The organism is Moraxella nonliquefaciens (assembly GCF_001679005.1).
GTDB lineage: Bacteria > Pseudomonadota > Gammaproteobacteria > Pseudomonadales > Moraxellaceae > Moraxella > Moraxella nonliquefaciens.
The window spans coordinates 20429-46518 of record NZ_LXTW01000001.1 but is presented as its reverse complement, the minus strand read 5'-3'; the positions used below and the strand labels follow the sequence as shown (position 1 = coordinate 46518).

Annotated in this window: 21 protein-coding genes; 2 read left to right on the top strand and 19 right to left on the bottom strand. The window is 39.4% G+C overall.

From position 1 onward, the window contains the following. Positions 1-211 precede the first annotated feature (211 nt). From A7456_RS00180 to rdgB, 11 genes are all read right to left on the bottom strand, one after another. Positions 212-3373, bottom strand: a complete 3162-nt coding sequence (locus tag A7456_RS00180; protein WP_082995355.1) for an SNF2-related protein — start codon at positions 3371-3373, stop codon at positions 212-214. 6 nt (positions 3374-3379) lie between these two features. Next, positions 3380-4816, bottom strand: coding sequence for an EH signature domain-containing protein (locus A7456_RS00175; protein ID WP_067006291.1), 1437 nt, complete (start codon positions 4814-4816; stop codon positions 3380-3382). A gap of 1 nt (position 4817) precedes the next feature. After that, positions 4818-5489: an OmpA/MotB family protein gene (locus tag A7456_RS00170; RefSeq protein WP_067006287.1), complete on the bottom strand. Its 672-nt coding sequence runs from the start codon at positions 5487-5489 to the stop codon at positions 4818-4820. 2 nt (positions 5490-5491) lie between these two features. Then, a complete protein-coding gene (locus A7456_RS00165) occupies positions 5492-7654 on the bottom strand; it encodes a hypothetical protein (protein ID WP_067006284.1) in 2163 nt (720 codons plus the stop codon). Positions 7655-7952: 298 nt separating this feature from the next. Beyond that, complete coding sequence (fadA, locus tag A7456_RS00160; RefSeq protein WP_067006282.1) at positions 7953-9125, bottom strand: acetyl-CoA C-acyltransferase FadA; 1173 nt, start codon at positions 9123-9125, stop codon at positions 7953-7955. Positions 9126-9258: 133 nt separating this feature from the next. Next, entirely contained in the window at positions 9259-9516 is a 258-nt protein-coding gene (locus A7456_RS00155; protein ID WP_067006279.1) for a PDDEXK family nuclease, read from the bottom strand. A 33-nt stretch (positions 9517-9549) separates the two neighbouring features. After that, a complete protein-coding gene (gene fadB, locus A7456_RS00150) occupies positions 9550-11700 on the bottom strand; it encodes a fatty acid oxidation complex subunit alpha FadB (RefSeq protein WP_067006276.1) in 2151 nt (716 codons plus the stop codon). Positions 11701-11954: 254 nt separating this feature from the next. Beyond that, positions 11955-13238, bottom strand: a complete 1284-nt coding sequence (clpX, locus tag A7456_RS00145; RefSeq protein ID WP_067006273.1) for an ATP-dependent protease ATP-binding subunit ClpX — start codon at positions 13236-13238, stop codon at positions 11955-11957. Between the two features lie 65 nt (positions 13239-13303). Beyond that, the gene (gene clpP / locus A7456_RS00140) at positions 13304-13957 is read right to left on the bottom strand and encodes an ATP-dependent Clp endopeptidase proteolytic subunit ClpP (RefSeq protein WP_066886599.1); all 654 of its coding nucleotides are present in this window, start codon (positions 13955-13957) and stop codon (positions 13304-13306) included. A gap of 254 nt (positions 13958-14211) precedes the next feature. Continuing rightward, positions 14212-15546, bottom strand: coding sequence for a trigger factor (gene tig / locus A7456_RS00135; RefSeq protein WP_067006270.1), 1335 nt, complete (start codon positions 15544-15546; stop codon positions 14212-14214). A 185-nt stretch (positions 15547-15731) separates the two neighbouring features. Next, positions 15732-16355, bottom strand: coding sequence for an RdgB/HAM1 family non-canonical purine NTP pyrophosphatase (rdgB, locus tag A7456_RS00130; protein ID WP_067006267.1), 624 nt, complete (start codon positions 16353-16355; stop codon positions 15732-15734). A gap of 144 nt (positions 16356-16499) precedes the next feature. On the opposite strand from rdgB, the gene A7456_RS00125 reads away from it, so the two are divergent. After that, positions 16500-17702 carry a YjgN family protein gene (locus A7456_RS00125; protein ID WP_067006264.1) on the top strand — a complete coding sequence of 401 codons (1203 nt, stop codon included), beginning with the start codon at positions 16500-16502 and terminating at the stop codon, positions 17700-17702. Between the two features lie 6 nt (positions 17703-17708). Continuing rightward, complete coding sequence (locus tag A7456_RS00120) at positions 17709-18716, top strand: M48 family metallopeptidase (protein WP_067006261.1); 1008 nt, start codon at positions 17709-17711, stop codon at positions 18714-18716. Positions 18717-18768: 52 nt separating this feature from the next. Here the strand turns inward: A7456_RS00120 and galE are convergent, their stop codons facing one another. The 8 genes from galE to A7456_RS11560 all read right to left on the bottom strand — a co-directional run. Further along, positions 18769-19803 (bottom strand): UDP-glucose 4-epimerase GalE, encoded by a 1035-nt coding sequence (gene galE, locus A7456_RS00115; RefSeq protein ID WP_082995365.1) that lies wholly within the window; start codon positions 19801-19803, stop codon positions 18769-18771. Between the two features lie 4 nt (positions 19804-19807). Beyond that, positions 19808-21088 carry a UDP-glucose 6-dehydrogenase gene (locus tag A7456_RS00110; protein WP_067006254.1) on the bottom strand — a complete coding sequence of 427 codons (1281 nt, stop codon included), beginning with the start codon at positions 21086-21088 and terminating at the stop codon, positions 19808-19810. Positions 21089-21103: 15 nt separating this feature from the next. Beyond that, complete coding sequence (gene pgi / locus A7456_RS00105; protein ID WP_067006603.1) at positions 21104-22801, bottom strand: glucose-6-phosphate isomerase; 1698 nt, start codon at positions 22799-22801, stop codon at positions 21104-21106. Between the two features lie 123 nt (positions 22802-22924). Then, positions 22925-23791, bottom strand: coding sequence for a UTP--glucose-1-phosphate uridylyltransferase (locus tag A7456_RS00100; RefSeq protein WP_067006250.1), 867 nt, complete (start codon positions 23789-23791; stop codon positions 22925-22927). A gap of 174 nt (positions 23792-23965) precedes the next feature. After that, a complete protein-coding gene (locus tag A7456_RS11080; RefSeq protein ID WP_145916017.1) occupies positions 23966-24154 on the bottom strand; it encodes a hypothetical protein in 189 nt (62 codons plus the stop codon). 54 nt (positions 24155-24208) lie between these two features. Next, positions 24209-25159: a KpsF/GutQ family sugar-phosphate isomerase gene (locus A7456_RS00095; protein ID WP_067006247.1), complete on the bottom strand. Its 951-nt coding sequence runs from the start codon at positions 25157-25159 to the stop codon at positions 24209-24211. Positions 25160-25197: 38 nt separating this feature from the next. Beyond that, complete coding sequence (locus A7456_RS00090) at positions 25198-25830, bottom strand: acyltransferase (protein ID WP_067006244.1); 633 nt, start codon at positions 25828-25830, stop codon at positions 25198-25200. A gap of 12 nt (positions 25831-25842) precedes the next feature. Next, on the bottom strand, positions 25843-26090 hold a 248-nt coding region (locus A7456_RS11560), incomplete at its 5' end, for a hypothetical protein (protein ID WP_211266060.1).

Sequence of the window (26090 nt, the reverse complement as noted above, 5' to 3'; positions counted from 1 at the left end):
ACCATGTTTATTGCAGATGATTGCAAGTCCGATTTGGGTGTCTTGTTGTCCATGACGTTAAGCAACCTCCTTTGTATGTTTGTCAGTTAAGCCAGTATAAGACTGATAATCCTGATAATCCCTATCGCCCACTTTGTATTCATCTAACAAATCATGCACCGAAAGATGCCATACCAGAATTTAAAATGAAGTGTAGGCATTGGTGGAATTTTCAGATTTGATTTTGCTGGTTTTTCAAGAAGTCTAATGCAACATCATATTTATCCAAATAATAAATCAATTCAGAAATTTCAATCAATTTAATATTATTAAGCTTTGCTTGATTTTTTGAATGTTCATTAAAACCAGCATTGGTAACTGCAACAAATTGACTTGCATCATAAAAGGGTTTTGCTTGATTAATTAAAGCAATAACTGCATCATCATTTCTATTTCTGCCATTTTTAGCATGCTTACACTGAATGGCAATGATTTCATCATCTTTTTTGGCGATAATGTCCGCTCCAAAATCTTGTTGCCCAATTGGTGTTAATTGGCAGTAATACCCCTGCTTTTCATACATTTTTTTAATTAATAACTCAAACTCTTGCCATGACAACGCTTTTAATTTCTCAATCAAAATTTCATTGGGTGATTCTTGCATTGTTACACCCAAAACTTCATGCATGGTGATATTTTTTTGTGGAATTAAAAATCCTGCTGTTTGTCTTTTTTGGCTGATTAGTTGATGAATTGCTCTGTCTATACTATAAAATTCTTTGGTCTCATCTTGATGGTTTTTAGCAATTTTCTCCATTTGATGTGTTGGTAATTCACCCAAAATATAATGAATATAAACATCTTTTTGTTGTCCAATGCGATAAGCACGATCACTGGCTTGATCTTCCTTGGAAGCATTCCACCATCGTTCATAATGAATGACATGATTGGCACTGGTAATCGTTAAACCAACTCCTGCTGACAAAGGTGATAAAATAATTACCCCAAATCCCGTTATTTTATTAAATTTATCTAAAATGACTTGAACATTATTAGAACTGTTATTATCTCCATTAATAATAGAGACATCAATGTCAAATTTTTGTTCAATACCAAACTTTATCAAATTTTGTACCGCTCTTTCTATGATAAATATAATGGCTTTTTCATTATTTTGCTTAATGGTTTTTAATAATGATATAAGTTTATTTATTTTACTAAAATCATTCATGAATTTTTTATCATCTAAAATACCACTAAGTGAAAAACTCTTTAATTTATGCAAACGAGTCAATGCAATTTCATTACTATTTAGACATTCTACATAGTATCTACTTTCATCATCATTAAACAAAACTTCGTGAATTTTCTCAAATTTTCTTGGCAATTCTTTTAAATAATCTTTTTTAAGGCGGCGTAATAAATAATTTGAGGCATGTTCTCTTAACCTGTGCTCTACCTGATTGACATCATTTTTTCTGCCTACATATTCTTTTTTAAATTTTTTCCAACTACCAAAATGTTGTGGGTCAAAAACATCAAATAATGCCCATAAATCTCTTAATTCATTCTCAATTGGTGTCCCTGTCAATAATACACTAAAATCAACTTCGCTACTAATTGCACGAGAAGCTTGAGATATTTGAGCATTGGGGTTTTTTATTTTATGAGCTTCATCATAAATCACACAACCCCAGTTAAATTCTTTTTGGGCAAAACTGTATTGATAGTTTGATAAAGTTTCATAGGATGTAATCAAAATATCCAAAGGTCTTTGTAAGAAATTTTTTACATCAAAGCTATTATAAACCCCTTGTTCATTTTTATTAACCTGCCTTCTTTTTCTTAAATCTTTACCATGCACAATATGAATATTTAGGTCTTTATAAATATCTTCTTTAAAAAATTTTTCAAACTCTTCTTTCCAATTGTTTAATAAAACAGTTGGTGTAACAATTAAAATACGCTTACCTTTAAAATTACCATCTATATGTAATAAATAATTGATAAAGGCAAGCATTTGAAATGTCTTTCCAAGCCCCATATCATCAGCTAAGATACCGCCACGGAATTGATTTTGGTATAGGTCAATCAACCAATTCACCCCCTGTATCTGATAATATTTTGGCTCAAAATTTGGTTTAAAGTTATTATAAGTTTCGCCTTTATTATTATTTTGGGTATTAATCTGATTTAGATGTTTTTTATTATGATTTGGAACAATAATATCCCATTCATCATTTGGACCAATACTAATAACAATTTTTGTTGGAGAGTCTATTCTTTTTTCTTCTGCTTTTCTAATAATGCCATTTAATGCTTTCAATATGGTAGCAAAACTTTCTTTTGGAAAAAATTCTTCTTTAATAATAAAACCATCTTGGTTTTCAGCAATGGCTTGCTGTATTTTTTCTTTAAATTCTTTTATTTCTTCTGGTGTTTTTTCATGACAAATTTCTTTAATTTTATTTTTTACCTCTATTACCATTTGCATGTCGCCTGCACCCAACAAGGCTTTGGCAATCGGTGAGTCCAAAGATTTTGAGCCAAAATAACCTACATAAGGCTCGCCCATACCCAATATGCGATAACTGTCAAAATGGATGGGTAAATCATCTTGATTTTCATCGTCAAGCAAAATAAATGGAGCAGGATTTTGAATAAATTTTACCACATTCTCTTTCTCAATTACGCCAATTTGACTTAATCTTTTATAAGCCTCCACATCTTTTGGGTGCATAATATGGATAATACGGTGTCTTTCTTTATCATTGTACTTATTTATTTCAACAAGTGCTTTAATATAATCACTATTTAAAATTTGCTCCTGATATTCTTTTTGTCTTTTTTCATTAATATTAGGTAAAAAAGGCATGATTGTTGCTGTGCCATCAGCATTCATTTGAACATCAATATGCAATGGTGGTAAACTATTGACAATGTCTTTTTTTGGCAAGCCTTCTAAAATAATATTTTTATGAGTATTTGTTTTTATTTTTTCAAGAAGATGATAAAATAAATCCATATCACCATTTTCTTTTTGTTTAATATTCATATGATAAATATCAAACATTTCTTTTGGTAAAATATATCTCTGATTCTGATATTTAATTAAGCACCCATCAACTTCAAATTCTTTAATTAATGTTTGAAATTCATCTTTAAAACTTAATTCATAGTGAAAAGGTTTTGGGTATGATTTAAATTTTACCGTCATAAATCCAAGAAAAAAATCAGGGGCATCCAAATATGCCAATTGTTTTTGTTCTAGTTTATAGACATCTTGACCGTCAATAAACAGTATGTCATTTTCCACTGTTGCGATTTCATCAAGTACCAACTGACTGGCAACACTTTTCTTAAAATCATTGTCTAAAATAAACTGCATTGTCATTGCTCACTATAAAATAGATTGATTTCTTTCAAACAGATGGTCTTTGATTGATTGTAGACGATATTTATCTTCTTTCAGGATGATACCATCTAACTTAACATGGATATTAAAATTATCCATGATAAAACACCTGACTTGATTCTGCCAATAATAACTCTCTGAATTATAATGGGTAAAATCTTCTAATAAAGCATTGTCCGCTTCACCCGAATAAAATTCTTTATAATCATAATTTCTTTTACTCAAATTAATTGGTATGTCTTTATAGAACCTGAGTTTTGCATTATGTGTACCTTCAATCACATAAAATGAACCAAAATCCATAAAAATACAAGACCTTTGTGTTTGTTTATGAAACTTGCTATAAGATTCTGGATATGATTGAAACTTTTTGTACATTTCTGGGTTATTGTCTTTCAAATATTCCAAACCAGAACCACTCATTATTATTTTTGAATATTGAATATGCTTAATATATTGCAACCAAAATTGACGGCGATATTGGTACACCTCATCACCTTGACCATCAGTCATATTTTCCAAAAATGCCCTAACATCGTCTTGTGATAATTTTGCTCTTAGCCAATAATAATACTCTTCTCCTATCCGAAACCATACATTTTGATGACGTAAAATTCGTGGGTCGCCAATGTTCTTAAAAATAAAATTCAACCAATTGTCAATAATTTTATCAACGCTTTTACATTTTTTTAATATGATGAATACAGTTTCTTCTAATAAATTACGCTGTTCAACCATGATATTCTTATGTTGTAAAATTTGTTCTAATACACACTCAACATCTTTATCCCATTGATTGACTCGCCATTCTTTTGCTTTTTCTATTAAAAAAAGTATTTTAATACATTGATAAATTTCAAAACTTTCTAATAACGACAATTCTTGACCAATGGTTTTTAGTTCTTTGTATTTTTTAATTGCTTCATGCAAATCCCCTGATAAAATATATTGATTTTCTTTCGCTTTTAATAAAATCATACTTTTTCCATTAAAATTATTCACCGAATGTATTAATAATTGATAGAAATAGAACCTTTCTTTTTCTGATAAATGTCTAAAATTTAAATAACGCCCATAATATAACGACAACATTTTTTTGGCAATGATATTTTTGTAATCATCTTTTAATTGTTTACTGATGTTATTAAATAATGAATTTAATTTTGATTTTTCTATCAATAATTTCAGAACATCGTTTTTATTAGAAACTTCTTGTATTAATACAGATAACGTACGGCGAATGTCTGCTTGATTATCAAACATTATTTCTTCATTGGGACTGTCTGCATAGATAATTAATTTATTTTTTATGCGTTCATAGTCTTTGCCAATCTCCTTACCTTGCCCAATTTGTCTTAATTTTTGACTGGCATTCTCCAATGTAGTTAGAAAATTATGGCTTGGATATTGATTGTTTGACATGTCATTCTTCCAATTTTGGGCTTGTTAGGGCAAAAAATAGCTCAATCCGTCTATTTTTAGCTCTACCTTGTTCGCTGTCATTATCGCTAATGGGGCGACTCTCAGCATAACCACTATAAGAAAACAAATAGCGACCATCACGATTAATCATTTCTTTGATATTTGCACCACTGTCCATCATCAAATAAGTGTTAATCGCTCTTTGGGCAGACAATTCCATATTTGTCCAACGCCTGCCATAATTTGCCATAATTGGTACATCATCCGTATGACCTTCTATGAATATGGTATCAATTGCCTTTTTATATTTTTCATTTTGCATTTGTTGTTTGATTTCTTGTGTAATAATTATAATAACAGTTTGCCCTTCTGGATTTAAATCTGCCGACCCAACATCAAAAAAAGCATCGGATTTAATTCGCATATTACCATTTTTTGGGTCAATATCCACATTGATATTTTTTTGGTTTAAGGTTGATTGTAAATCTGTCAATAATTCACTTCTTGAATGAAAACTTTCTTCAAATCTATCAGATTTTTTGTTAAATGAATGTATGGTATAAGCCAAAATAATAATAAAAATAAATAATAAAGAAGTCATTAAATCAGAAATAGAAATCCAATAATGCCCATCATCATGATTATTTTGAGTGGTTGGTACAGAGCGTCTCATTACTATCTACCTTGCAATTTTTGGTTTAAAATCTCAATCGCTCCATTCAATTCTTCAATCGCTCCTGCTAATTCAGAGGCAAATTTACTCAAAGAACCATCAAAATTGGCAAAAGTTGTATTAATAAGTCCATCTGCTTTTTTAATAAAGACTTGAATCATTTCTTCATATTTTGCCAAATTAGTTTGGATGTGTTCATCGCTTTTAGATTTATAATCATTCAAATCCTTTTTAGCTTCTTGTAACACCTGTTTGATGTGTTGTTCCATATCGCTCAATATTTGCTTAACAAAATCATCTGTTTTATCTTGATAGTCTTCAAGCCCTTTTATCCAATGAGTCATCAATTGTTGGTTGGTGGTTAACAACTGTTTGTGCTGACTAGATAATTCTAAATAAGTACTGTTAGCATTATTAGAGACTTGTTCAATCATCTTTAAAATACCATGCAATTCGGTTGGGATAACTTTAAGCTTATCGGTAATATTATCCAAACCCTTATTAAAATCATCCATGGTTGTCGTTAATTGATTGCTGGTAGATGCTAACTTTATGCTACTTTCTTGCAATCTATCGCTTGCTGATAAGGTATTGTTAGCAGAATCTTTTAAATTCCCTGTTGCAGTTTCAAATTGTTCTAAATAATCAGGGATGATTTGTAAATGATTTTTAGCTTGTGAAACTAAATCATTAAATTCTTTTAAGGTGGTAGAAATTGGAGATAAGGCATTTTTAATCTCATCACCTGCATTTTCTGCACTTATCTTGATACTATTACTTGCTTCGCCATTTTTAGTTGCTTGGTCATCAATCTTTTCTTGAATATTATTCAATAATTTTGTCATTTGTTCTGTTAAATTACTTATATCATCATTTAGTGTTTGGGTAATAGAGGAAATATTACCAATCGTTTTATTGATATTTTCTACATCTGAGCCTGTGGATTTCTTGACTTCAACCATAAAATCCTGTAAAACTTTGTCTAGTTTCTCTGAAAAGTTCGCTCCTGTACCAGAGATAATGGCATCATGTAGGGTGTTATCTTCTGAACCGCCAATGTGCTTAACCAAACTGTCCATTGATTCAGATACAGCATTGGTCATTAGGCGTGGCAATTCTTCGGCAATGTCCATCGCCAGACCATTTAACACTTCTATCTGCTCTTTTAAACGTTCTAGTTGCTCTTGGTTATTTTCCAGTAATGATGTATTGCTCTGACTGATTTCTTCTAAATGTCTTAGTAGTTGCTCATTTGTCTCTTCTTGGTTTTTCTTAATGTCTTGAAATAATGCTAATGATTGCTTATGAAAGTCATTATTCTCTTCATGTTCTTTACGAAGAACCTGATAAATTCCATTTAAAAATTTTTGGCTTTCATTATGATTTTGTTCTAATTGATTTTTTAATAAAACAAAACCAGATTGGCTGGTTTCATTATGCGTGGAAGCAGTAACATTTAAATCATTTAATAATTTTTTATTTTGTGTTCCAATACTCTCTAAATTGAGTAAGTTTTGTTCAGAAAATGCACTGAGATATAATTCATTGATGGCATCTTGTAATTCAATAAGGCTATTTTTTGCTTTTTGAGTAAGCCATCTTTCATAGATGCCAAAAAAAATGGACAACCCAAGACCCCAAATGGATGAAGCAAATTTTGCCCCAGAAGCACGAATAAGCTGATTCATAGATGCTTGCAATTTTTCAGCATCATCCAAATTTAATTGCACCAATCCATAAAATAATCCAATAAAAGTTCCAAGTAATCCAATGCTCAATAGCAACGATGAGGTATTGGAAAATTGGGCACTACCAATCCTTTTAAAAACTGTATTTAGCGTAAAAAATTGACTAGCATCATAGATACGGTAAGTGTTTTTTTGGTCATTTTCAGAAACTTCAATGAGATTTTTTTGAAAATATTTCCAAGAATTTTGTAATTTCTCATCTTCATCAAAAGATATTTCATCCACAGTATTTATTTCATCTATAGTATGTTTAAAATTTTTTATTTTTTTTGATTTGTTTTTATATTCAATCCAACCACGCAGAATGTTTGATATAAGAACCATCCACAAAATGATGACTGCGATGGTAATAATCCAATCACTCGGCTCATTGCCAGAGAAGGGCAATAATTTTCTAAAAATTTCCCAAAAGCTCATAATATAATTCAACCAAATAAATATAGAAAAATTACTATTGTATACCAGTTAAGTTTAGTGAGGATATGTCAAACCTTTATAACACAATTATAACATAATTTATATTTTAAGATTTACAGAAATAATTTTTTGTATAAAAAGATGGGCGACTGCCCTGCTGTTTTAAGTACGAATTTTTGGCAAACGCCACAAGATAAAGGCGACTAAAAATACCATAAAATCGTTATTTTGCAGTGCTAATGATATTGTAAAAAAATAAGAGCGTATCGCTACGCCCTTATTCCTTATTGTGTTTGAATCACATCCGCTCAATCACAGTCGCAATCCCCTGCCCAAGCCCAATACACATAGTTGCAAGTCCGATTTGGGTGTCTTGTTGTTCCATGACATTAAGCAAAGTTGTGGTAATTCTAGCCCCTGAACAACCTAAGGGATGTCCTAGGGCAATCGCCCCACCATTATGATTGACAATGTCTTGCTTGTCGTATAACCCCAAACCTTTTAGCACCGATAAGCTTTGGGCGGCGAATGCTTCGTTTAGCTCCACTGTTTGGATGTCATGGATGGACAGTCCTGCTCGTTTGAGTGCTTTTTGAGTGGCAGGCACAGGGCCATAACCCATAATGGCCGCATCACAGCCTGCCACTGCCATAGAGCGAATTTTGGCTCGTGGGGTCAGCCCTAACTCTTTGGCTTTGGCGGCTGACATGATGAGCATGGCGGATGCACCGTCTGATAGGGCGGATGATGAACCTGCTGTTACCGTGCCATTGACAGGGTCAAAGACAGCTCTTAGCTTTTTTAGACTTTCTAAACTCGCATCAAAACGAATGACTTCATCCACCGTGCATAGTTGCAAATTGCCGTTTTCATCATGCCCTTCTACGCCCACGATTTCTTTATCAAATCGCCCTTCTTGGGTGGCTTTGACTGCCTTCATGTGTGAGCCTAGGGCAAATTCATCTTGTTCATCTCGGCTGATGTCATTCATACGCCCAAGCATCTCAGCGGTCAGCCCCATCATGTTGGATGCTTTGGCAATGTATTTGGAGCTACTAGGGTTGATGTCCACACCATGCATCATGGCAACATGCCCCATATGCTCCACACCACCGATGATAAAAACATCACCTTGATGGGTCATGATTTGGGCGGCGGCGGTGTGTAGGGCTTGCATGGACGAGCCACACAGGCGGTTTACCGTTTGTCCTGCGACGTGTTTTGGAATGCCTGCCAATAGGCTTGCGTGGCGGGCGATGTTCCAGCCTTGTTCTAGCGTTTGATTGACACAGCCCCAAATCACATCTTCTATGTCATTGGGGTTAAAATCATTTCGCTTTATCAAGGCATCCATCAGCTGGGCTGATAGGTTCTCAGAGCGTACATGGCGAAACATGCCATTTTTGGATTTGCCCATGGCGGTGCGTACGCCATCTATAATCACCACGTCTGTTGGAGATAGGGTTGTCATGGTTTTTTCCTTAAACTTATAAAATGGTTAAAATTACTTAATGAAGACCTGTTCATACATTTGTTTTGTGGTCAAGGTCAGCCCAATGCCATCAAGAGACGTGCCATCATCTTTTGACAAATACTCGCCCCAATCATCCATCTTGCAATAGACCGTATTGCCATAAATCCTGCTCCAACAAGACACGTTCTTGTAGGGTTGGGATTTTTGACAATATTACAATTTTGACATGATGGTCAATGTTGGCGGTTAATAAAGACAACATCTTCCTAATAAGCACAGGCTTGGTCAAAATGTTGTGGTTATGGCTTACCCCTACCATGGCGTACACTTGTCCATCAATGTATTCATAACGGTGCGTGTTGTCATTGGCATGCTGTTCAATGCACATCTGTTTAAAATATACAGCTGTTCATATTGCCACTTACTGATAAAAGCTCTCACCACGCTCTGCCATCTCTTGTAGCATTTTTGGAGCCTCATACGCCTTGCCAAGATGGGCATATTTATCACACAAAGCAACAAACTCTTTGACACCCATTTGGTCAATGTAGCGACATGGCCCACCACGAAACGGCGGAAAGCCAAGACCCAAAAGCATCGCCATATCTGCCTCGCCTGCACTTGCTACAATGCCATCCTCCAAGCAACGCACCGTCTCGGTGCAAAATGCCACCATCAAACGCTCAATAATCTCTTGCTCATCAAAGTCAGCATTGGCATCTTGTACCGTCTCTAACAGCTCATAAGTGGCATTATCCACGCTCTTTTTGGGCTTGCCTTTTTTATCAAGTTCGTACTTATAAAAACCCACGCCATTTTTTTGTCCCAAACGATTATTTTCAAACATGACAGTCGTGGCAGTCTTATAATCAGGATTCATACGCTCAGGGAAAGCATCCGCCATGACCGCACTTGCATGAACACCTGTATCAATACCCACCACGTCAAGCAGATAGGCAGGGCCCATGGGCATGCCAAACTTTTGCATGACCTTATCAATCTTGACAAAATCCGCCCCATGATGGATGAGTAAATCAAATGCCCCAAAATACGGAAATAGCACACGGTTCACCAAAAAACCTGCACAGTCATTGACCACGATTGGGGTTTTGCCCATTTTTTGGGCAAGGGCAATGGTAGTTGCCACCGCTTCATCACTGGTTTTGTCGCCACGGATAATCTCCACAAGGGGCATGCGATGAATAGGATTAAAAAAGTGCATGCCCACAAAATTCTCTGGGCGTTTTAGTGATTTGGCAAGCTCGGTAATGCTAATTGTGGACGTGTTAGATGCAAGAATCGCCGTCTCTTTGATGAGACTTTCGGTCTCGGTCAGTACCGTTTTTTTGATGTTCTCATTTTCTACCACCGCCTCGATGATGATATCAGGCGTGGCAAAATCGCCATAGTTTAGTGTTGGGCGGATTTTAGATAAGGTTGCACCCATATTGGCGACGCTGATTTTACCACGTTCTACCTCTTTGCTAAGGAGCTTACTTGCTTCATTCATGCCCAAATCAAGCTGATGTGAACTGATGTCTTTTACGATGATGGGCAAACCCTTAACCGCTGATTGATAAGCAATGCCACCTCCCATAATGCCCGCCCCAATCACTGCCATCTCCTTGATGTCACGGGCGGATTTGGACTGCTCTTTGGCACGCTTTTTGACAAGTTGGTCATTTAAAAACACACCAACCAATGCCGCAGCTTGTGGGGTTTTGGCAGATTTGGCAAAATTGATGGCCTCAATCTTAATGGCTTCATCACGCCCCAAATTGGCATGACGCTCTATCGCATCTAGTGCAAAGGCTGGTGCTGGATAATGTTTGGGGTTGGCTTTGGCAAAAATCACAGCTTTGGCAGAGCTGATTGCCATGGCCTGTTCGGTGGCATTGAGTTTAACAGGCTCTAATTTCTCGCTACGTTTGGCTTGCCGGTCAAGCTCGCCACTGATACACTTTTTGACCAAATCAAGAGCCGAACTCTCCACATGCTCATCCGCCACAACAGCATCTACCAAGCCAATTTTTAGTGCGTCGGTAGGTTTTAGGGGTTTGGCAGTGGCGATAATCTCCAAAGCGTTATCAATGCCGATAATACGTGGGGTACGCACAGAGCCACCAAATCCAGGAAAAATACCTAATTTGGTCTCAGGTAAGCCGATTTGGGCAGATTGCCCCATAACACGGTATTCACAGACAAGCGTCATCTCACAACCACCGCCTAACGCTGCACCATTGATGGCTGATACTTTGGGAAATGGCAAATCTTCAAAACGATTAAAAACGTTGTTAATGTCAAGCAACCAGTTCTCTAACTCTTCTTGGGGTCTTTTAAAATAACTGACAAACTCGGTGATGTCCGCCCCTGCGATGAATACTTTTTTACCCGATGTTACAATCAAACCCTTGATGGTCGCATCTCGCTCTAAGGCACTAACAGCGTCTTTGAACTCAGCATTGGTTGCTTGGTCAAATTTATTGACCGATTCGTCTTCATTGTTAAAATGAAATTTGACAATATCGCCGTCTAGTCGGCTAACTTGTATGGATTTTCCACAATAAATCATGATTGCTCCTGTTGCCCCAAATAGGACTTGATTAAATATGTTAAATATCGCTCATAATACAGACCGATGTGGATAAATTAACCATAGCATCCGCCATCTTTGTTATCCACAGTCCGCCCACAATCCATTATTGACAATGCTTGGTTACTATATCACAATCATTTGGGCAAAATCATATCATTTTGTAATATTGACTTATTGGTCATTTTCCAACAAAAAAGGCAGGCCTTGCCCACCTTTTAATGTCATATGTACTATCTAATCACAGGCTTACCGCCATTTTCTATCACCGCACCAGTTACCACCACCTCTTTGGCATCATCCATGCTTGGTAGCTCATACATGGTATCTAGCAAGGCATTTTCAATGATAGAACGCAGACCCCTTGCTCCTGTCTTACGCTTCATCGCTTGTTTGGCAACTGCCGTCAGGGCTTCATCTTCAAAGGTCAGTTTCGCCCCCTCCATGTCAAACAGATATTCATACTGCTTGGTTAGAGCGTTTTTAGGTTCGGTTAGGATTTGGATTAAAGCGGTTTCATCAAGCTCATCTAATGTGGCAATCACAGGTAAGCGTCCGATAAGCTCAGGAATCAAACCAAATTTAATCAAGTCCTCAGGCTCAACCTCCTTGAACAGTTCGCTGATTTTGGTTTCTTCCTGGGCTTTGACATCGGCATTAAAACCAATGCCTGTCTTTTCGGTACGTTGCTGAATGATACGGTCAAGCCCTGCAAATGCTCCGCCGACAATCATCAAAATATTGCTGGTATCCACCTGAATCATCTGCTGGTTGGGGTGCTTACGTCCACCTTGCGGGGGAATATTGGCAACCGTGCCTTCAATGAGTTTTAAGAGTGCTTGCTGAACGCCCTCGCCAGAGACATCTCGGGTGATAGAGACGTTCTCGCCTTTTTTGCTGATTTTGTCAATCTCATCAATGTAGATGATGCCACGCTCAGCTCGCTTTACATCATAATCGGCAGATTGTAGTAGCTTTTGGACAATGTTTTCCACATCTTCACCCACATAGCCTGCTTCGGTGAGTGTGGTTGCATCCGCCATGGCAAAAGGCACATCTAACATTTTGGCAAGGGTCTGGGCAAGTAAGGTTTTACCTGAACCTGTTGGCCCGATGAGCAGAATGTTACTTTTGGCAAGTTCCACAGGTGAAATTTTGTCATTGGCACGCACTTTTAGGCGTTTGTAATGGTTGTAGACCGCCACCGCCAAGGCTTTTTTGGCAGTGTCCTGACCGATGACGTACTCGTCTAAATGCTCACGAATCTCTTTGGGTTTGGGCAGAACGGCTGTTGCCCAGTTTTTATCATCAGCTTTGTTTTTTTTGGCTTTGGTTTGGTTTGGCTTTTTGTCTTGCTCACTCTTAGCATCCAAATCCATACCGCCCAGCATGTCGCCACATAGCGTCACACACTCGTTACAAATGCTGGCATCCTCATCAATGCCAGTGATGAGTTTTTTAACTTCATCTTTTTTCTTGCCACAAAAGGCACAGCTTGGCTCTTTGGTTTTAGTCATCGGTTTTCCTTTGTATACATCTTAACTGGGCAGGCAAGCCCGCTGTTATCAATCTCTGGCCATCGCTACACAGGGCGTTTTTCAAGCACAGCATCCACCAGACCGTACTCATTGGCCTCAAAGGCATCCAACCAATAATCACGTTCAACGTCTCGTTCAATTTTTTCAAGTGGCTGACCGGTACGCTCAGCAAGGATGGCATTTAGGCGTTCACGGATTTTTAGGATTTGTTTGGCACTAATCTCAATGTCAGTTGCTTGCCCTTGTGCTCCACCTGATGGTTGATGAATCATGATACGGCTATTGGCAAGAGCATAACGTTTGCCTTTTGCTCCTGCTGCCAACAAAAATGACCCCATGCTACACGCTTGCCCCAAACAGATGGTAGAAACATCAGGCTTGATAAAGTTCATGGTATCAAACATCGCCATGCCTGCGGTAACCACACCCCCAGGTGAATTAATGTATAAATGTATGTCTTTTTCAGGATTGTCCGCTTCTAAAAATAACAGCTGGGCGACTATTAAATTTGCCATGTGGTCTTCAACCTGACCTGTCAAGAAAATCACACGCTCACGCAAAAGACGTGAAAAAATATCAAACGAACGCTCGCCACGACCTGACTGTTCAATCACCACAGGCACAAGGGCAGACTGTGGGACTGCATGAAAGGTATCAGTCAGTTGGTCATAAAAGGGGTTTTTGCAAATATTACTCATATCGTGTCCTAATTAGGTATGACAATTAAATGTCACAGATTAAGTTTTAAAAATTCAAATCAAATCAAGCTATTTTACCACAAAATAAAAACACCCCAACATTTTTTGTTAGGGCATTTGTGTCATTTAGGGCATGGTGAATATCTATAAGGTAATTGTTAATATAATTTATGTTAATATAAATTACGTTTTAGAATTTCTTACATTTAGAATTTCATTAAAAGAAAAGAAAAACTCAACACACCCCAAACAACTTACATTTGGGCTTGCTGAGCTGTTGCCAATAGATCTTGGTACTTAACCTCTTTATCGGTTACTTTCGCTTGTGACAGAATGTATTCTACCACCTGATCTTCTAGCACAACCGCTTCTATGCCAGCACGTTCTTGTTTGTCATTGGTGAAGTATTCAATGACCTCATTTGGGTCTTCATAGTTTTCAGCAGCTTCGGCGATGAATGCTGTTACACGTTCTTGGTCAACTTCCAGCTTTTGTTTGTCAATGATTTGACCCACGAGCACACCCAAACGTACCGCACGCAATGCTTGGTCTTCAAACAGCTCATCGGGTAACATGTTTTTGTCAAAGGTATTTGGGTTGGCACCGAACTGCTGAGCAAAGCGTTGTAGCATTAGGTTGCGTTGACGGTCAATCTCTGCTGCAAGCATGGCATTTGGTACGTCAAATTCATTTTTATCAACCAAAGCATCAAAGGCAGCTTGTTTGACTTGATTACGAGCGGCGTTCTTAATCTCACGTTCCATGTTTTTGCGAACGTCGGTTTTTAGTTTATCAAGACCGCCTTCTGTTACACCAAATAACTCAAAGAATTCGTCGTTGAGTTCAGGCAGTTTGGCTTCTTTGACCTCTTTTAAGCTAATTTTAAAATCCGCTTCTTTGCCTTTTAGGTTCTCGGCTTGATAGTCCTCTGGGAAAGTTACCTTAATGGCTCTCTCCTCACCTGCTTTCATGCCTTTCATGCCATCTTCAAAACCCGGAATCATCTGACCTGAACCGATGACAAGACGGAAATCCTCAGCAGAGCCACCTTCGAACTTCTCGCCATCAATAGAACCTTCAAAGTCAAATGTGGCCTCATCGCCATCACCGAGCTCGCCATCTTTGGTCTCAAAAGTTTGGCGTTGTTTTTGTAGGTTTTCAATCATGGTGTCCACGTCGCTGTCAGAGACAGTGGCCATTTGACGTTCAACCTCAATCTCATCCAACCCTTTAACCTGAACCTCTGGCATGGTTTCAACAGATGCTTGATATACTAAAAAGTCGTTTTCAAGTTTGACATCATCAATACTGGGCACGCCAACGGCACGCACTTTTTTGTCAGCCAATACTTGAAATACGGTATCACGAATCACATCATTGATGACCTCTTGCTGAATGCCAGCACCATATTGGGCACGAATGTGGCTTACAGGTACTTTGCCTTTACGAAATCCATCAATTTTGGCGGTTTTGGCAAGGCTACGAATGCGACTTTCTACTTTGCTTTGAATGGTGCCAACAGGTACTTTAACGGTCAGTTGGGTTTGTTTGTCTGAGATGACATTTACAGCAACATCTAAGTTACTCATGGGAGTTCTACCTTAAAACTTGTTAAAATTCAATCACTTATTTCAATCACCTATCAGTGAATACTTAATTAGTGAATTCTTAAAAATCTGGGCAAGCATTTTATAAAAATACGCTTAAAAATCCTAAAAGGTGGTTAGTATAGCTTTTTTTTGGTAAAATTACAACCTATCAAACTCACTGCAAGTTAAAATTCACCCTGTTTTAAATGGGCAATGAGCTTATCTAAGGCTTGCCCACGATGACTTAGGGCATTTTTGGTGGCTCTGTCAAGCTCAGCGGATGTTTTGGCAAGGCTTGGTATATAAAACAGTGGGTCATAGCCAAAACCATGATTGCCCCTTGGTGCATCCAGTATCTCGCCTGCCCACTGCCCCTGTGCAATCATCGGCAAAGGGTCATTGGCATGGCGAACAAGGACAAGCACGCAGATGAATTTGGCGATGATGGGCTTATCATCTCTAAACGGCATGAGCTCTTGTAGCAGTTTGGCGTTATTGGCATCGTCATCACCGTGTACCCCCGCTCCGTCCAAACTGGCATAGCGAGCAGAATAAATCCCTGGCCTATTATCCAAAACAGGCACACACAATCCACTGTCATCTGCCAAAGCAGGTAAGCCGCTTGCAAGGCTTGCATGACGTGCCTTGATGATGGCATTTTCAATAAAAGACAGCCCTGTCTCATCAGCATCTGTAATGCTAAGCTCGCCTTGGGCAATGATGCTCATGCCCAAATTCGCTTTATCAAATAAGGATTGGAATTCGGCAAGTTTACCTTGGTTGTTGCTGGCTAAGATAAGTTTTTGCATAAAAATTAAGCCTTTATTTAGATGTCTTATTTTATCATAAAATCAATAAAATTAATCAAATCTTAATTTTTGTATTTTTGGTTGGACTTTGGTATAATTTGTGTTCAAAAAACAAGTCTTATTCTAATAATATAAGGACATAATATGTCACTACCCCCAAATGAGCCTTTTACCAACGACATTTATCACACCCCTTTTGATACACCCCCTACCCTACCGTCTACCCCGCCTGATGAGCCGTATCAATACGACTTTTATTTTTATGGGACAGGGTCAGAGTATTTTAGGATTTGGATTGTTAATTTGCTTTTGACAATCATCACCCTTGGGATTTATTCGCCGTGGGCAAAGGTTCGCCGTCTGCGGTATTTTTATGGCAACACCGAGCTAAATGATGAGTCATTTGACTTCACCGCCAACCCTAAGCGGATTTTGATTGGGCGTCTCATCGCAATTGGTGTCTATCTTGTCATCAGTGTGTTAGGAGAATTCTCGCCTGTCATCGCGGCGGTGGGCGGTCTTTTAATCATGGCTTTGTTTCCGTGGCTTGTGCGTTCTACATTACGCTTTCGGGCAAGAAACAGCCAATACAAAAATGTCCGCTTTGCCTTTGTGGGCAGTCTGCTTGGTGCTTATATGCTGTTTGGCTTGATTGTTTTTGCCAATATTCTCATCATTGGGGCAGGTTATTTGAGCATGCAGATGAATATTGGAGCAGGTTATTTGAGCATACGGATGAATGATGTCATTGGCATGATGGTGATGGCGATTGGTTTTGTCTTGCTTGCCCCATTTGCATGGCGACTGTTTAAGAGTTATCAGTTTGATAACACCCAATTTGGCGAGATGGCATTTACCTGGCACGCCAGTATGCTTGATGTGTACAAGGCGGTGTGGATACCCATTGGGATTGGCATTCTTGCATCTATTGGCGGTATGGTCATGATGGGTCTTGGGGCAGCGTTCGGGTCAGATATTGGTGTGAGAATTGCAGTGCTTGTCGTGATTGGCATGTACCTTATGATGCTACTTATCGTACCGTTCACCCAAGCCTGTCTGCACAAGGTCGTGTGGGACAACTTGACCATTGGCGAGAGTGAGTTTGTGCTAAATGAGTTTAGCATTTTTAGATTTGCTTTTATTCAATTTACCAACTTTTTGCTGATTGGCTTGACACTTGGGCTATTTACCCCGTGGGCGGCAGTGCGACTGCATCGCTATAAGACCGAGACGCTGTCTTTGGTAAGTTATGAGAATTTTGATGAGATTATCACACCCCAAATGGTAGAAGAATCCGCTTTGGGCGAAGAGATTGCCGATGTGTTTGACATTGACGTGTCATGGTAGGTTGTCATGAGTACACGCCCAATCATCGTACGCTATTTTGATGGCAAAACAAGCAAAGCCCATACCGCCCATATCCGCCCAAGCATAAGCCCCGATAGCTTTGTGCTAGAAGGCGATGGCTTTGGTGGGGCATATCAGACCGCCGATGGTGAGTTCATGCCAAGCGTGGGGCGATCGGTAGGGGTGCTTACCTTCAAAAATGGCGAACGCATTGAGTTCACTGACGGTGTGCCCAGCTGGCTTGATTTGCATCATAAACGCCTGTTTGACAAAGTCTCTGTCATGGAAGGCAGTTTTAGTTGGATTTTGGGCAGTCTGGTCGTTGTCATTATCTTCATGGTAGGGGTGCTAAAATTTGGTGTGCCGCTGGCATCGCGCCACATTGCCCACTCCCTGCCCTCTGATGTTTTGATGGAAGTTGGACAAAAGGCAGAAGAGCAAGTCATGGCACTCACCAAACCCAGCCAATTACCAAAGGCTCGTCAAGATGAAATCATTGCCTTGTATGACAAGCTAGATGGCAATCCCAAGGCCAAAGTGCTGGTGCGTTTGGGCGGGGTCATCGGAACAAATGCCCTTGCCATACCTAACAACACCATCATCATCACAGATGAACTCATCAAGCTAAGTGATGATGATAACGAAATCCTAGCCGTGCTTGCTCATGAACAGGGGCATTTGGTGCATCGTCATAGCTTAGAGCAGGCGATTAGCAGTATTGGCGTTGGGGTGCTGGTCATTATCATTACAGGTGATGCCTCTGATTTGGTGCTTGCCCTACCAACCATGCTCGCTGCCGCCCAATACTCCCAAGAAGCGGAGATGCAGGCGGATAAATTTGCCATTGATGAGTTACGACGTCTTGGCATATCACCCATACACCTTGCCAACTTTTTTGAAAAACTAGAAAAAGAGCATGGCGATGGTCATGGGCACAGCTCCATGTTATCCATGTTATCCACGCACCCTACGACGGATAAGCGAATTGAACAGGTTAAAAAGCACAGTGATTAGACACACCTGCCAAATACATCAAAAACTGCCTTTGGGTTTTTAGGTTTTTAACTTAATCATCATATCCTTTTGGATTTTGACTTTGCCAACGCCATGTATCTACGCACATTCGCTCTATGTCATGTTCTGCCGTCCAGCCTAGCAGGTTTTTGGCTTTATCGCTACTGGCATAACACATGGCAATGTCCCCTGCTCGTCTGGGAGCGATGACATAAGGCACATCTTGCCCTGTGGCATGGATAAAGGCACTTACAAGCTGTCGCACGCTTGTGCCGTTGCCTGTACCTAAGTTAATCGCCAAAAACCCAAAGGCGGATTTGGATTTGGCGATATAATTAAGTGCCGATACATGACCCTTTGCCAAATCCACCACATGAATATAATCACGCACGCCTGTACCGTCCACAGTGTCATAATCATCGCCAAAGATGGACAATCTTTCTAATTTACCTACCGCCACTTGTGAGATATAGGGCATGAGATTGTTGGGAATGTCGCTTGGGTCTTCGCCGATTGTTCCTGATACGTGCGCCCCAATGGGGTTAAAATAACGCAAGCAGATGATATTCCACAATGGGTCATCCTTGGCTGATTTTGCCAAATCCTCCAAAACATACTCTACGGTAAGTTTAGATTGCCCATAAGGGTTGGTACAGGAGCGTTTGGCGGTCTCGGTAATTGGTAAAGTTTCTGGGTCGCCATAGACCGTTGCCGATGATGAAAAGATAAAGTTGGTTACCCCCTTATCTTTCATGACGTGTAGTAGGTTTAGCGTGCCTGTTACGTTGTTTTGGTAGTATTTGAGCGGTTCTGATACGCTCTCGCCTACTGCTTTTAGTCCTGCAAAATGAATCACACCAAAAAAGTCATGTTCATCAAATACCTGTGCCAGATGAACCTTATCTAGCACATCACCTTTGATGAATTCAATCTTTGTGCGGATAATCTCTTGCACACGCTCAATGGCAACCATGCTAGAATTGGACAGATTGTCATAAACCACAGGCGTATAGCCTGCCTCCACAAGTTCAACCAAAGTATGCGAGCCGATATAACCTGCTCCGCCTGTAACGAGAATTTTTGTCATATTATTACCCATTTTTACGACCAATACCAATATAATCACTTGTTAATATTTTAATCTCATCATCGCTTAAAATATTTTTGGCATCAAATATCGGTATGTTATGTTTGTTTAATTCATGAACATCAGGTGGCGTCAGTTCTGACCAGTTAATGATGAACAGACTGTCTGTATGATTTAACGCATAAGGCTGATTTGTGATTGAAAATAATGGTTCATTGCCATACAGTTGTTGCAACTCAATTGTGGTATTATTGGCATAAATCACCGTCTTAATCTCATATGACCATAACAGCGTTAATAAAGGGTGAATGGCACTATTGGTACTAAGACCTGCCCCAATGCGATAACCTGCCCCCCATATCATCACCGTTTTATTTTCTATAAACCCATTAAAATATCGCCAAAATTTTCTAAAAATTAACTCTTTTTGGTCAGCATTGACATCAATCACAGCAGTCAATACATCTGCCTTGACGTGCTGGCTGTCAAATTGATTTTTTAACAAAGCCAACTCATTGGGCAAAGTTCTACCACCAAAGCCCCAACCCGCCCCCAAATACGCCGAACCAATACGACCATCTGACCCCATGATTTTCTCAATGTGCTTGATATTCACATTTTTCTTATCAGCAAGGCGTGTCATTTCATTGATAAATGATAAGCGAGTAGCAAGCATCGCCATGATGGCACTGCGAGCGAACTCTATGGTTTTAATGTCATCAATCTGGCATTTTTTGGCTTGGGATTTGATAAAAGAAATGATTTCACATTTTATCACGCTATTGGTTGTTTTCTCGCCAATCAATACCAAATCTGATTGATAAAAACTGCTAAAATTCGCCCCATCTTTCATAAAAATAAACGGCAAATAATACACCCATTTGCTAACCATATCATCAGCAATTTGTTGTATTTTTCCAATATCATCCATGCCACTTAGGATGATTTGGCTGTGCGGGTTGTCTTGGGTTTTGACAAATAGTGCCAATTCATCATCAGCCATATCATCAATAAATAGCCAAATCAAAGCACCTTGTGATTGCTTGATAAAATCAAAAACATCATCAAGGCTATTTTTATGATGATGAATGATTTTATTTTCATTGACATAAAGCGACCATAAGGCATTAATTTGACGGTCAAAATGATAATGAAATAAGACCTCATCAATGGCATGTTTCACACTCAATAAATGCACTTTTTTATTTAAACTAGCAAGCAAAATCCCTGCATTAATCGCTTCATGATTTGCCCCAATGATATAGACTGTATCATGTGTTTTCATACTGATTTACCGTAATTAAAATTTGCCCTGAATTTTATCTAACAGCGTCTTGGTTGATGAATCAAACGATTCCACGCCTTTTTTGTTACATAGCACATCATAGAGCTGATTTGCCATCACCTTACCCACTTCCACACCCCACTGGTCAAATGGATTGATTTGCCAAATCACGCTCATCACATAAACTTTATGTTCATACAAGGCGATGAGTGAACCCAGTGTTTTTGGGTTTAGGCTGTCAAGCAAGATGGTGGTGGATGGCTGATTGCCACGGTATTGCTTAAATTTGGCAAAATCATCGTTATTTTTATCTAAATCATCAGGCAAAGCGTGGTTACCAAATGCCAAAACTTGCGACTGGGCAAGGCAATTTGACAAAGAAAGTTGGTGCTGCTTGGACAGATGTGCGTTAGACATTTGGTGCTGATGATGGCGATGGATGGATGTGATAAAATCACAAGAGACACGCTGTGTGCCTTGATGAAGGAGCTGATAAAAAGCATGCTGAGCGTTAGAGCCAATATCGCCCCACAAAATTGGACAAGTGTCATAACCAACCTGATGCCCATCTCTTGTGACCGATTTGCCATTGGATTCCATTTCAAGTTGGGTTAGGTAATTGGGAAAATGCGACAATCTGCCATCATAAGGCAATACACTGTGGGCATTAATCCCCAAAAACGTGCTGTTCCACACACCCAAAAGCCCAAGCAGAACGGGCATATTCTGGGCAAAGTCTGCCGTGGCAAAATGCTTATCCATGCTGTGTGCCCCCGACAATAGCTCATAAAAGCCATCCATGCCAATTTTGATGGCGATGGCAAGCCCGATGACCGACCACATACTAAACCGACCACCAACCCAGTCCCACAAAAGCAGCTGATTGCTCTGATGAATGCCCCACTGGCTCATCTTGTCAGAGCGTGTGGAGATGCCGATGAAATGACGGCGTAAGATGGTAGATTTGTTATCATGGGCAGACATGAGCCAACCTAGGGCAGTTTTGGCATTAGAGAGTGTATCTACTGTGCCAAATGATTTTGATGAGATGATGAACAGCGTGGTTTGGGGATTTAACACTTTTAACAGACCATCAAGCTGCGTGCCGTCCATGTTAGAGACAAAATGCACCCGAATGGGGGTGTCTGACCATTCAGATAAGGCGGTGGTTGCCATTAATGGCCCCAAATCCGAACCACCCACACCGATATTGACCACATCTGTCATGGCATGCCCTGCATAGCCACGCCACACACCTGTGCGGATACGCTTTACCATGGTTTTGGCTTTGGCAAGGCTGTCATGAACCTGAGCATTCACATCCATACCATCTACGATGAGCATCTTGCCTTTGGGGGAACGCAGGGCAGTATGTAAGGCAGGACGGTTTTCGGTATCATTGACCTTTTTTCCTGTTAATAAGTCATTGATTTTAGATGATAACTGACAATCATCTGCTAAGGTCAATAGTGCTGACAAAACCTCATCATCAATGAGCTGCTTACTAAAATCCATGTACATATCACAAGATGACAACGCAAAGTGTTCGCCACGTCTGTCATCTTCAAACAGCTCGGTTAAGGTGCGACTGTTTTGGGCAAGGGCGTGTAGGGCTTGCCAAGCATTTGATTTATTTTGGTAAATATTGACATGATTTTGTGATTGTGCTGGCGAGTGTTTGGCAAAAACCTCATCAATTTGACTTGTATTCATCATCATTTTTCTCTATTTTCTGCATCATAACAACCCTAAGCCAAATGCCATCACTCGTACTAAACACGAACCACCCCAGATAAAATCAAATGACCAATAGATGGATATTGGCTATTTTATTTTTTAAAATTCTTGTCCGATTTTTTGAGCAAAGTAGGCAAATGCCTTGATATAAGTCGCCATGTCGCCAGCGTCAAAACTCTCCCCTTTTAAGGTTACCACGTCCATGCCCTGCTCACCGATGAGAGCATCGATGGCATCGGTGAGCTGAATCTCACCGCCCACAGATGGCTTAGTCTCTGCCAAAAAATCAAAAATCTTTGGGTCAAACACATAGCGCCCTACCACCGCAAGGTTGGACGGAGCGTCTTTTAGCAAAGGCTTTTCTACAAAACCTTTAACGTCAAAAGATTGGTTGGTGTCAGATTTGGCAATGGTCTGTTTGTCAGCAAGGCGTGCAATCCCGTATTTGTGCACATCATCATCTGCCACAGGGTCAACAAGAATCTGCGAGCGAGATGTTTTGGCAAAACAATCCAGCATATACGCCAAATTATCCGTTTTAAAATCAGTCTTAAAAGGGTCTAGCACCACATCAGGCAGTAACACAGCAAAGGGGTTGTTACCCACAACCGCACGCCCTTGTAGTACCGCATGACCCAGACCCAACGGACGAGACTGACGCACGCTGATGACACGCACATCATCGGGCAAAAAGTTCAGACTGTCGGCAAGCTCATTTTTGCCCTTGTTGCGTAACTGTGTGTCAAGCTCGCCATTGACATCAAAATAATTGTCTATCGCACCCTTTTGGGCATGATTGACCAGTACGATATGTTTAATGCCTGCACGCACCGCCTCCATGACAACATAATGAATGGCAGGCTTATCACCCAGTGGCAACAGCTCTTTTGGCACGGCTTTGGACAGTGGCAACATACGAGTACCAAAGCCTGCGGTGGGAATGATGGCGTGGGTTGGGGTTTTCATATTATGTTTGCACACTCTTAAAAGAATGAATTAAAAAATATCAATCTTTGGCAAAAATTAAAGTTGTGATTTGGGTATCATCAGGTCGCTCTGCCAATGCCTTAACCAAATCGATTTGGCGAACCAACAAACAGGTAATTGTAATACATCAACAATATCAGCAGCGGATTTTGCTTAAAATACTTCATGAATATCTGCAATAACAGGAACACCAAAGGCTCTCTTAATTTCTTCAAAATTTTTAAATACATAAGAAATACCGAGCTTATGTGTCACTTCCACATATTTTTTACAAGCATGCATTGCCAAATCACAAGATTTAGAACATTGATGGCACCGAACAATACAAAAATGGTAAGTCATTGCCCACCGTGATAGATTCTGTCACTTTTAATACATATGACCCACTTAATTAAATTAATCAATACCTGCTTGCATCAAATCTCTTAGTGTAAGCACACCAATCAATACACCATCTTCAAACACCAACAATTGATTTACTTTTTCATTTTGCATGATGTTCAGAGCATCTGATGCCATTTGCTCTGACGACACAGCGATAGGATTGGGTTTCATGGCTGTATATATTGGAGCATTCATGTCTTGACCCTGACTAAGCAATCTACGTATATCACCATCGGTCAATATACCATGTTGCCCTTGGTGTACAACCACAGTCATGCCCAATCTTTTTGATGTAATCTCAAATAACGCATCCATGATGCTTGTTTCACCGGACACAACAGGGATATCCTCACCAAATTTCATCAGATCCGCCACCTGTGTTAGAAGTTTTTTACCAAGAGAGCCTGCCGGATGAGACAATGCAAAATCCTCTGGTTTAAACCCTCTTGCTTCAAGCAAAGCAATCGCTAATGCGTCGCCTAACACCATCGTGGCTGTTGTACTAGAAGTGGGGGCTAGACCCATTGGACAGGCCTCCTCAAAATCTCCTAATGTCAGAGCAATGTCCGCCTCCTGTGGCAGACGACCTAACAGGTTCTTACTAATACTGATAAGTGGGATATCCAAACGCTTGATAATAGGCAGTAACACATTAATCTCATCGCTATTACCAGAATTGGATATTGCAAGTACCACATCACCTTTAACAATCATGCCCAGGTCACCATGTCCTGCTTCACCAGGATGCACGAAAAATGCAGGTGTTCCCGTAGATGCCATAGTAGCTGCAATCTTGCGTCCTACCAGTCCAGACTTACCCATGCCAGTAATGATTAGGCGACCTTGGCAAGAAAGAATGGTTTGGCAGGCCTCTCGAAAATTCTCTCCAATATTATCTCTTAGAACCTGTAAGGCCTTGATCTCTGTATCAATTACTCTCTGAATAAATTTAGAAAATTCCATTACCTACTCACAAACTAAACAAAATTAAGCCACACACATTAATAATCCCAATTTACTTCACTACGTACAATTTTGGCTGGAACACCCGCCAAAACAACGTTGCCATATTCAAATTTCCTAGTAACTATACTACCCATAGCAACAATAGAGTCATTTAAAATCATAGACCCTTTTAAGATTTTTACATTTTCACCAATCCATACATGATGACCAATAAATACGCTCTGAGCTTTATTTATCCTATCACCAGTTTTTATGGAGAAAATTCTATGGGAATCCGATGTAGATATAGAAATATTATCTGCAAAAAGACAATTTTCACCGATTTGAATCTCATTATTTTCTTCAGCCAAAACGATGCTAACCAAACCATTGAACGTAGTATTGTTTCCGATACTACATTTTAATTGTCTTGAGTGCCTTCCTTTACCACTAGGTAATAAAGATATGAATAAGTTTTTTTGACATGTGATATTTTCTCCCAAAACCACTTCGCAGTTATCAGCATTAATATAAATAACCAAATTGCCATGCAATAAGGGTCTTGATTTAAATACAATGGAATTGTTACACCCTTTGATTGTTAGCCTGAAATTAAGTAGCTCGTTTGGATCAAAATCGCAGGAAACTGTATTACCCTCGTCATCAAGCTGCCGTTCAATCATAGTCATAACTTATAACACCTATTCTTTTGACTTTGGAGAAATACTATTTAATTGCTTTTTAGCAACATCGAACAGGAATAATTTAGGATCTCTTTTTAATTTTCTCAACATCCGTTGCGTAGTCGATAAATTGTCACCATTTGGTATATCAGGCAAAATAGAGACCGCCCTCTTTAAGAACCCCTCACTTGTATTCAATCCTGCAATAATCATCTCGTCAATCTTGGACTCTTTATTCTCTTTTACCGGACTTGGGGTCGGACTTG

Coding starts and splice junctions, on each gene's coding strand:
- A7456_RS00180 (WP_082995355.1), bottom strand. CDS start 3,373: ATGACAATGCAGTTTATTTTAGACAATGATTTTAAGAAAAGTGTTGCC.
- A7456_RS00175 (WP_067006291.1), bottom strand. CDS start 4,816: ATGTCAAACAATCAATATCCAAGCCATAATTTTCTAACTACATTGGAG.
- A7456_RS00170 (WP_067006287.1), bottom strand. CDS start 5,489: ATGAGACGCTCTGTACCAACCACTCAAAATAATCATGATGATGGGCAT.
- A7456_RS00165 (WP_067006284.1), bottom strand. CDS start 7,654: ATGAGCTTTTGGGAAATTTTTAGAAAATTATTGCCCTTCTCTGGCAAT.
- fadA (WP_067006282.1), bottom strand. CDS start 9,125: ATGACAACCCTATCTCCAACAGACGTGGTGATTATAGATGGCGTACGC.
- A7456_RS00155 (WP_067006279.1), bottom strand. CDS start 9,516: ATGTGCATTGAACAGCATGCCAATGACAACACGCACCGTTATGAATAC.
- fadB (WP_067006276.1), bottom strand. CDS start 11,700: ATGATTTATTGTGGAAAATCCATACAAGTTAGCCGACTAGACGGCGAT.
- clpX (WP_067006273.1), bottom strand. CDS start 13,238: ATGACTAAAACCAAAGAGCCAAGCTGTGCCTTTTGTGGCAAGAAAAAA.
- clpP (WP_066886599.1), bottom strand. CDS start 13,957: ATGAGTAATATTTGCAAAAACCCCTTTTATGACCAACTGACTGATACC.
- tig (WP_067006270.1), bottom strand. CDS start 15,546: ATGAGTAACTTAGATGTTGCTGTAAATGTCATCTCAGACAAACAAACC.
- rdgB (WP_067006267.1), bottom strand. CDS start 16,355: ATGCAAAAACTTATCTTAGCCAGCAACAACCAAGGTAAACTTGCCGAA.
- A7456_RS00125 (WP_067006264.1), top strand. CDS start 16,500: ATGTCACTACCCCCAAATGAGCCTTTTACCAACGACATTTATCACACC.
- A7456_RS00120 (WP_067006261.1), top strand. CDS start 17,709: ATGAGTACACGCCCAATCATCGTACGCTATTTTGATGGCAAAACAAGC.
- galE (WP_082995365.1), bottom strand. CDS start 19,803: ATGACAAAAATTCTCGTTACAGGCGGAGCAGGTTATATCGGCTCGCAT.
- A7456_RS00110 (WP_067006254.1), bottom strand. CDS start 21,088: ATGAAAACACATGATACAGTCTATATCATTGGGGCAAATCATGAAGCG.
- pgi (WP_067006603.1), bottom strand. CDS start 22,801: ATGAATACAAGTCAAATTGATGAGGTTTTTGCCAAACACTCGCCAGCA.
- A7456_RS00100 (WP_067006250.1), bottom strand. CDS start 23,791: ATGAAAACCCCAACCCACGCCATCATTCCCACCGCAGGCTTTGGTACT.
- A7456_RS11080 (WP_145916017.1), bottom strand. CDS start 24,154: ATGACTTACCATTTTTGTATTGTTCGGTGCCATCAATGTTCTAAATCT.
- A7456_RS00095 (WP_067006247.1), bottom strand. CDS start 25,159: ATGGAATTTTCTAAATTTATTCAGAGAGTAATTGATACAGAGATCAAG.
- A7456_RS00090 (WP_067006244.1), bottom strand. CDS start 25,830: ATGACTATGATTGAACGGCAGCTTGATGACGAGGGTAATACAGTTTCC.